The 8,784-nt window shown below is 35.7% G+C and carries 7 protein-coding genes and 1 rRNA gene; all 8 read left to right on the forward strand.

Annotated elements, in window-relative coordinates; translation table 11 throughout:
* The coding region (locus HMPREF9007_RS0125315) for an AAA domain-containing protein (RefSeq protein ID WP_277754693.1) at nucleotides 1–665 on the forward strand (665 nt) is incomplete at its 5' end.
* A 1,030-nt stretch (nucleotides 666–1,695) separates the two neighbouring features.
* Nucleotides 1,696–2,520 (forward strand): IS3 family transposase, encoded by an 825-nt coding sequence (locus HMPREF9007_RS06640; protein ID WP_262906333.1) that lies wholly within the window; start codon nucleotides 1,696–1,698, stop codon nucleotides 2,518–2,520.
* Between the two features lie 747 nt (nucleotides 2,521–3,267).
* Complete coding sequence (locus tag HMPREF9007_RS06635) at nucleotides 3,268–4,971, forward strand: tetratricopeptide repeat protein (RefSeq protein ID WP_008762759.1); 1,704 nt, start codon at nucleotides 3,268–3,270, stop codon at nucleotides 4,969–4,971.
* 240 nt (nucleotides 4,972–5,211) lie between these two features.
* On the forward strand, nucleotides 5,212–5,574 hold the full coding sequence (locus HMPREF9007_RS06630) for a DUF3244 domain-containing protein (RefSeq protein ID WP_008762760.1): 363 nt from the start codon (nucleotides 5,212–5,214) through the stop codon (nucleotides 5,572–5,574).
* Between the two features lie 175 nt (nucleotides 5,575–5,749).
* On the forward strand, nucleotides 5,750–5,962 hold the full coding sequence (locus HMPREF9007_RS06625) for a hypothetical protein (protein ID WP_008762761.1): 213 nt from the start codon (nucleotides 5,750–5,752) through the stop codon (nucleotides 5,960–5,962).
* A gap of 61 nt (nucleotides 5,963–6,023) precedes the next feature.
* Nucleotides 6,024–6,635 carry a tail fiber domain-containing protein gene (locus HMPREF9007_RS06620; RefSeq protein ID WP_008762762.1) on the forward strand — a complete coding sequence of 204 codons (612 nt, stop codon included), beginning with the start codon at nucleotides 6,024–6,026 and terminating at the stop codon, nucleotides 6,633–6,635.
* Nucleotides 6,636–6,642: 7 nt separating this feature from the next.
* A complete protein-coding gene (locus HMPREF9007_RS06615) occupies nucleotides 6,643–7,428 on the forward strand; it encodes a class I SAM-dependent methyltransferase (protein ID WP_008762763.1) in 786 nt (261 codons plus the stop codon).
* Between the two features lie 1,011 nt (nucleotides 7,429–8,439).
* Nucleotides 8,440–8,784, forward strand: a 16S ribosomal RNA gene (locus tag HMPREF9007_RS0125335); the annotation flags it as partial.

Genomic DNA, 8,784 nt, shown 5'->3' on the forward strand with positions numbered 1-8,784 from the left:
AGGAAAAGTCTTTTTTATTCAATTATATAGACCTGTTGATTGTAGATGAAGCAGGGCAGGTATCGCCGGAAGTAGCGTTGCCATCATTTGGTTTGGCAAAAAAGGCGCTTGTGGTAGGTGATGAAGAGCAGATTCCTCCTGTTTGGGAAATAAAGACGGATATGGATATCACTTTAGCAACTCTGAATAATGTCATTAGTAATGCTAACGAGTATGAACTTTTGCAGGAGAATGGAATGAACTGTGCAGAATCTAGCATAATGAGAATTGCTGCTATGGCCTGTCGCTTTCGAAAGGATGGTAGCAGAGGACTGTTTCTGAGTGAGCACCGAAGATGCTATGATGAAATAATAGATTATTGCAATAAACTGGTATATCAAGGAAAATTGAAACCTTGTCGGGGTAGCATACGTCATGATGATAAGAATACCCTGAAATCGGAATTTCCTGCAATGGGACATTTCCCGATAGAAGTTGAATCCTCTGAGAAAAGAGGGAGTAGCCGTTTCAATAAAGAGGAGGCGCAGCAGATAGTTCAATGGATTGCAACTCACGCGGACAAAATACAGAGTACCTATCCTAAGGAGGGGGGGATTGAAAATTTAATAGGTGTCATTACTCCTTTCAAGGCGCAGGCAGCTGTTATAAAAAAAAGCTCTTCCTAAACATTTAAAGAAAATACGTGTGGGGACCATACATACGTTTCAAGGTGCGGAATGCCGTATTATTATTATTTCCACTGTATACGGGGGCGAAGATGGTTGCTTTTTTATAGAAAACAATAAAAGCCTGATGAATGTAGCTGTATCGAGAGCCAAAGATTTCTTTTTTGTGTTCGGTAACCGGAAATGCTTACTTCATACTGAATCAAGCACAACCGGTTTGCTAAGACAAATGACGGAAGAATCAATAGCAGGCAAATAATAAGAGTAGATTCAAGGTGAGTATATTTTCTGCTTACTATGAATTAAACACGTGTTTTGCTCCCATGCTCTCACTTTTTGCTTGTATTGTCTTATTCATCGTTGTTACAGCTGTTGTAGCAAGTGTGGTAGCAGTGTGGGAGCAGGCATTTGCTCTCACTCTATATCCATGCTTTAATACACATTTTTCCTGATGCTATAATCTGATATTCAGTGTGTTAATGTCTGATAGAGCCCCTTTTATTGTCTGTGTTGTATTGGATTTAGTTGACAACCTCGATTGTTATACAGCATGTCTTATACGGATTTAGGTTGACACTCTTTTAGCGGCATAAAAACCGAAAAAATATGCCAAATCAATCTCCTAAGAGTTATTCTGAGACTTTCAAATTGGAAGTTTTAACAGACTATTACATTAGCGGTTTGTCAAAGATTTCAACTGCTAAAAAATGGGGTTTAAGTAGTCATTCAGTATTGATAAAATGGCTGCATCAGTACCCTATTGATTCAGATTTACTATCTTTACCCCCTGAACTAATCTCCGAATTGAAAATGAAGGATGCACCAAAATCCAAGGAACAGCTTCTGGAAGAAGAGGTTCTCCGTCTGCGAAAAGCCCTTGAACTGGAGAAACTTCGTTCTCATGCCTTTAAAAAGCTGATTGAAACCACGGAAAAGGAGGAAGGAATTTCCATCTTAAAAAAGATGGTGCCAAATAGTCACAGGTCTTCGCGAAGAGTTTCCGGCTATCAGTCTGAAGACTCTTTGCGGACTGTTTGGCAAGTCTTCCCAGGCCTACTACAAGAAACACAAATCTTCTCTCTCACGCAAGCAGATAAGGGAAATGATTGTGGATTCAATCCTGTATTATCGTTCCAAGGATCCTGGCATAGGCGGTTTGAAGCTCCATTACGAGCTCCGTTCCATTTATGGTGGTGATGTGGTCGGTGGCAGGGATGCATTCCTTAACTTAATGCGTTCCGAGCATCTGATGCTTCCCCCTAAGAAACCCAGGCATACAACAGACTCGAACCATCTGTACAAAAAATACCCGAATCTGATAAAAGGCGTAACGGCACAATATCCGAATCATATTTGGGTAAGTGACATAACGTATATATGGATTGAAGGTGGTGTGTGTTATCTCCATCTGCTGACTGACATATATTCACATGCGGTTCTGGGGTGGATACTTTCTTCCGGTCTTAATGCCAGATACACTTTACAGGCATTAGAACAGGCTATAGTCATAGCCGGAGGCGGGAATCTATGTGGGACTATCCATCACTCCGACCGTGGTGCACAGTACGCCTGTGATGCCTACATCCATCTGTTGGTGGAACATCATATACGCGTAAGTATGACTGAATGCTACAATCCCACTGACAATGCTGTCGCCGAAAGGATGAACGGGATTTTGAAAACAGAATGGATATACGGCATGTCATTGTTTAAGGATGAACAGGAAGCACGGGAACAAATCGGAAAAATGATAGAATTCTATAATAATGAACGGCCACATATGAGCATCGGCATGAAAAAAACGATAGATGTGTATTATGGTGAAGTACCGGGAAAATCACTGTGGAAAAAATGAAAGGACAGGCATGGAATACATAAATTTATTGTATTTTTGTTTCACCGAGAACCGGAGGCGTGACGGTTTAAACCATTGCCCTCCAAAAGCCGATAGGGTATTGAACCCTATCGACTTTTACCGAGAACCGGAGAACATTTGGGTTTGTCCATTATTTTTTTTAATGACAACCTTTGTAGAATAGAGACATGCAAACTAGAAACTTTTTCAGTATAAAATAATAGAATGTAACAACCTTTTTAGTAACCAGCCTCTAATAGTGACAACCTGTTTTAGGATAAGACAGCAAGCGTTAGTTTCCTTGGAGGAAACGCCAGTTCCCTTTAAAAGGAACGGTCGTTCCCATTAAAAGGAACGCCCGTTCCCTCACCGGGAAACGACAGTTTCCATCTCAAGAAATGATAGGAAACTATAAGTCATTGAGATTTAGCTGTATAGAATGCTATCGGTAATGTTATAGAGTTTATGTTCATGTCTTAACTGATTTGAATCATTTCAGTATAATTTTGATTCAACTACTGATTCACATTTTTAATTTTAAAATATGCAACAGGGTTATTTGCAGTTTAAGAAATAATTCATATCTTTACAAGACAGCATAATACTTTTGAAACTGAAAAAATAATTATTGCACATATTGATACTATCTGTGTTTTCAAGGGTTCAACGGAAGAATGGGAAAAGAATTTTTTATCCCCTCGTTTAACTTACTTGTTTGTTTTTATTTATATAAGCAAAACTATAATAATGAAACATTTATCATATGTGTTAACACTAGTGCTAATATTATTTTTTGTAGCTTGTAGACGGCAACAATCAGTGTCTACTCCGTTAAATGCTGCAGAGCGAATACTCAAAGACAATCCGGATAGTGCTTTTCGTATTATACAAAGTATTCCTTATCCTGATAAACTGGATAAGGAAGATTTAGTGCGTTGGTGCTTGATAGCTGGCAAAGCTGCTGACAAATTGAATACGTCTCTTCCTCCTTCTTACTATTTCGATCATGCATATTCTTGGCTGATTAAATATGGAATAACTAAAGATCAAGTAGATATAGGGTTATTTTGGGGGCGCTCTCTAGTGGCTGATGGGGAATATGATAAGGCAATGAGCATTTATGCAGAAGTATTGGCAATCGCAAAAGAGAAAGAACTATATAATGAAGCAGGCTATATATGTACGTATATAGCCGATCTATATGATTTTAGGGATATGCAAAAGGAGGCCAGACATCAATATGAGGAAGCACAAGGACTATTTAAGAAAGCGGGTAATATCAAAAGTCATGTATTTGCTTTGCGAAATATAGCTCGTGAATGGGCCTTTTTCGATTCTTTGGAATGTGCATTAAAATATATGGGAATAGCAGATTCTATTGCCCAGCAGTTGCATGATAATGAGGTTAGATCTTCTCTAGATAATGCTTTGGGTAACATTTATTTGGCAATGAATCAATATTCTAAAGCAGAATATCATTTCCTTAAATCAACATCTTTGGATAAGGAAAATGAATTGTATAATACATTCTGTCTGATCAAACTATATCTGCAAGTTGGTGATATTTTAAAAGCTCGTGAACTTTTGTCTACACTGCCTTTAGATAACTCTGAATATGAATATGGTATAGAGCGGGCTTTTTATCAGGTAACTAAAGCGGAAGGTAACTATAAAGAAGCACTTAAGTATCTCGAAAGTTGTAAATCTTTTAGTGATTCCATTACTATACTACAGAATAATACAAAAATACTGGAAGTAGAAAAGAAATTTAATAATTTGAGACTTAAAGAAAAGAATCATCAATTGGAACTCACTCAGCAAAAGTATATGATTATAATTTGTATATGTTTGATTTTTGGTATAGCTATTACATTACTCTATTTGCTGTACAGGCAAAAAACCAAAAATGAAATGAATAAGCAAGCCCTTGAGTTGAATAATATAAAACTAGAGTTGGCTAATGCCTTTATAGAGTTGGATAAAAAGAAAAATCAATTAGTGGTTTCGCAAAAAGAGAATGAAAGTAGTCAAAGTCGATTAGAAAATGAAATTAAAAACTTAACCTCTAATTATAAGAAATTGCAACGAAGAAGAATTGTTACGTCAATAATTTTTAGAAAATTAGTGAATATCGCTGAACGTAATACGAATTGCAATGAACCATTACTAACGGAGCAATTATGGTTCTCTATTGTTTCTGAAATAACAGAAACTTATCCGAATTTAAAAATGTATTTATTAGAACGATACCCCAATTTATCAAGTCAGGAGTGGGAATATTGTTGTTTATGCATGTTTAATTTTGATTCGAAAACCGAAGCTAGATTGCTTGGTATTAATCCTAGTTCAGTTTCTACAAAGCGATTAAGGTTCAGACAAGAATTGGGAATCTCTGCTTTACAGGAAGAAGCCAACTTGTGTGAGTATCTGATTAACGAGCTTTTAAAATAATCCTATTTAAATAGTTCTTTTCTGAATAAGGCAATGCATGCTGCTATATTGATAGTGGCATGCACTTTTTTTATTTTAATGCTCTGAAAGTCCCCTTGAAATAGTGAATGTATACTATATGTCTATGTTATTTTTATAAGTTGTTGATAATCAAGTTGTATTTGTCTATTCTGATATTGTTTTGAATATAACAAACGAATCATCTATCCCCTATATTTGCAAAAAACAAAATTAATAAATATGAAAAAGTTTGAGCTTGTATTATTAGTGATGTTATTAATGCCTGTTTCTTTTGCAGTAGCTAACAGACATGTTGATATTAAAATGGAATGGCGAGAGGGGCAAAAAACTTCTGTTGATCCCGAATGGCTTAAAGTGTATGTGGATGATGAAAGTAAAAGTCTTTATCTTAATTTTAAAGACGGTTTTGCTCCTATAACTGTTGAAGTAAAAGACATCGAAAAACAAATCGTATTTCAAACTATAATATTCCCTGTTGTGGCAGGAGAGTATACTCTTTATTTAGATGATCTATCATTAGGTCAATATGAGTTGTATATATACAATGCAAATGTAAAGGTTATAGGAAACTTTAATCTTTAAGGATTGATATATAGATATTTCAGAAGAATAGTATTATCAATGCAATAATTATTTAAATCTAAAGTTATGAGAGCAAACACAATGTCTAATTTAAGGATAAGACTACCTACATTTAGGTGAGATACTAATCTTTATCAAGTAATTTTTTGACACTTAATGTTTAATTTGAATAGTCATGAGAAAGTTATTTATGTTATTTTCTTTTTCTATGATGATTCTCTGTGGATGTACGGACGAATCGGAGGAAGTAAATACGAACAATGAAACTACTACTGGTATAACTACTAGGGCGGTTGGTGTGGTTGTATGGGAAGCTCAACCTGGCACTGTGGATATTCCTTTTGGACAAGCTGTAACCATAGGATTAGATGGCTCAGTAACAAAATGATGTTTAAAGGATAGGTACCTTTATTTATATCGAAAAGTTATTAATTAAAACTTGTAATATTATGAAATCATTATTTTTTAAAAGTATACTCTTAGTGGTATTCTTGGCTGTTGCAGTTCTTGCAAATGCACAAATTAAGTATTATTCGAATGGTAAATTAACTATTGGCAATACCGAACCTTATTCATTTTATCATACGACGTTTAGTGGAAACGGAATATATATGAAATGTAATGCTAGTAACTTCTTTCAAATTGATTGTAGCCCGGCTGCAACTCGATTGGCTAGTCATTATGATCAAGTTGTTTTCTATAATACAGCATCCGGAGTATATAATAGTATTCAGGTGAAAAATGTATATAACTATTCTGATGCTAGAGCAAAAATTAATATTAATCCATTAGGTTATGGTTTAAATGTTCTGTCTAAACTGAATGCTGTAAGTTATGATTTCAAAGATAAGAATGAACCGGCAGCTGCTGCTTTTCGAGTAGGTGGAGATGGTAAAGAAATTGGGTTGTTGGCTCAGGAAGTTGAGAAAGTTCTTCCGAATATAGTATTGACTGATCCGGATGGGAATAAACTAATTAATTATACAGCAATTATTCCTATAATGATTCAATCAATCAAGGAATTAAAAGCAGAAGTTGAGGCTTTGAAAGCAAATAAATAGATCGACTATGCAGCAAAGACATATAGATAGATATTCCTATTTTAATGAACTTGCAATAACTTCTCGAGACTTTTATATTGATTATCTCGAGAAGTTTGTTGCTATAAAAAGAGGTATGAATATATTGGAGATAGGGTGTGGGGAAGGAGGAAATTTGTTACCATTTGCCGAAAAAGAATGCAATGTAACAGGAATAGATCGTTCCGAAGAACGAATCTCTCAGGCAATTAGTTATTTCAATCTCTTAGGTTTTAATGGGCGGTTTATTCATTCTGATTTTTTTGATTTTAGTTCTGAAGAGGATATGAATAAATATGATATAATTTTGATACATGACGTTATAGAACATATAGATAAATGTCGGAAAGTTGAATTTATACTTCATGCTAAAGAGTTTCTGTCTGAAACAGGTATAATCTTTTGGGGATTTCCTGCTTGGCAAATGCCGTTTGGTGGACATCAACAAATATGCCGTAATGGATTTTGTTCTAAAATGCCATTTATTCATCTTTTACCTTTATCTGTGTACAATAAAATTCTATTTATTTTTGGTGAAAATGATTCATGTATTAAAGAATTGTTGAATATAAAAGCTGCGGGGCTGTCTATAGAGCATTTTGAAAGCATAATAAAAGAAAGTAATGGCAGAATTGTAGACCGAATTTTGTGGTTTATTAATCCCCATTATAAGCAAAAATTTAAATTAAAACCGCGCAAACTTATACCAATACTTAGCTCTATTCGATATATTAGAAATTATTTTTCTACTTCCTGTTTCTACATAACTAAATGATTGTATTTTATAAGGAATTGGGGTTTCATATGTCCAGAGGGCGAACGAAGCCCTATTTTGTTTTAAGACATGCAACAAGCTGTGTGACTGCTCATGACAAATACTTTCAACTTCCTGGCTTCCCTCTACTGTAGATAACCTCCCTTCTACTGTATCCAATCTCCGTTATTTACCCTGTGTTTTATATAACAGAATATATCAGTGATCTGATGTTTCCTTTTACTCCATCCTCTTTTCTCCCTTTTCCTCCATCTTTTTTTCTTTTTTGGATTCCCGTTCTGGTTTCCTTTGCGCATCTTCTTCACCTTTCCTGTATTTCCTCCATCCTTTCCCTTGTGCATACGCCCGCGCTCGCCTGCCTAACGCGCGTGTGAATATAATAATGTGCATGCCTTTCCTCTGTTCCTCCTACATCCGAGAAAAACATGTTCTACAACATCCTTATAACTCAACACTTTAGCTTCTATCCTCAAAAATAATTCAAAAAAAGAGTGATTTAAGTTTGGAGTATATTTGAAAAGGGACTACTTTTGCACCCGCTTTCCAAGAGAAGAAAGCCTTGTTAAATTGACTTAGTGTAAAAGCGCAGTACTGCTTGACCATAAGAACAAAAAAACTTCCGATAAAGTTTGGAAGATAAAGCTAAAAGTTCTTATCTTTGCAGTCCGATTCGCAAAGAAAAGTCGTTTTGTTTTTCTTCTTTACCTTCTTTCCCTTTCGCTAAGAGAGCCTGAGAAACGATATAAAAAGAAAAACGAAAAAAAACTTCCGAAAACATTTGGTAGTTAAAATAAAACCTCTTACCTTTGCACCCGCTTTTAAAACGAAAGCAACAAGTTCTTTGAAATATTGATAAACAATACAAGTAGTACAAGAAAAAAATAGAACCGTCAATACTTGTCTTATATATATATTAATATGCATGAGACGTAAGGTATTAATGAAGTCAATAAATTGTACGGCATCCTGAACAGAGCAAAAATCAGCTTTATGCTGACTAACAATACTTTTACAATGAAGAGTTTGATCCTGGCTCAGGATGAACGCTAGCTACAGGCTTAACACATGCAAGTCGAGGGGCAGCAGGATCTAGCAATAGATTGCTGGCGACCGGCGCACGGGTGAGTAACACGTATCCAACCTGCCGATAACTCGGGGATAGCCTTTCGAAAGAAAGATTAATACCCGATGGTATAATCAGACCGCATGGTCTTATTATTAAAGAATTTCGGTTATCGATGGGGATGCGTTCCATTAGGCAGTTGGTGAGGTAACGGCTCACCAAACCTTCGATGGATAGGGGTTCTGAGAGGAAGGTCCCCCACATTGGAACTGAGACACGGTCCAAACTCCTAC

The organism is Bacteroides sp. 1_1_14 (assembly GCF_000162515.1).
In the GTDB taxonomy this organism is placed as follows: Bacteria; Bacteroidota; Bacteroidia; order Bacteroidales; family Bacteroidaceae; genus Bacteroides; species Bacteroides thetaiotaomicron.

What these genes read in the sequence shown, in the direction of transcription:
- HMPREF9007_RS06635 (WP_008762759.1), top strand. Translation starts at nt 3,268, where the DNA reads ATGAAACATTTATCATATGTGTTAACACTAGTGCTAATATTATTTTTT.
- HMPREF9007_RS06630 (WP_008762760.1), top strand. Translation starts at nt 5,212, where the DNA reads ATGAAAAAGTTTGAGCTTGTATTATTAGTGATGTTATTAATGCCTGTT.
- HMPREF9007_RS06625 (WP_008762761.1), top strand. Translation starts at nt 5,750, where the DNA reads ATGAGAAAGTTATTTATGTTATTTTCTTTTTCTATGATGATTCTCTGT.
- HMPREF9007_RS06620 (WP_008762762.1), top strand. Translation starts at nt 6,024, where the DNA reads ATGAAATCATTATTTTTTAAAAGTATACTCTTAGTGGTATTCTTGGCT.
- HMPREF9007_RS06615 (WP_008762763.1), top strand. Translation starts at nt 6,643, where the DNA reads ATGCAGCAAAGACATATAGATAGATATTCCTATTTTAATGAACTTGCA.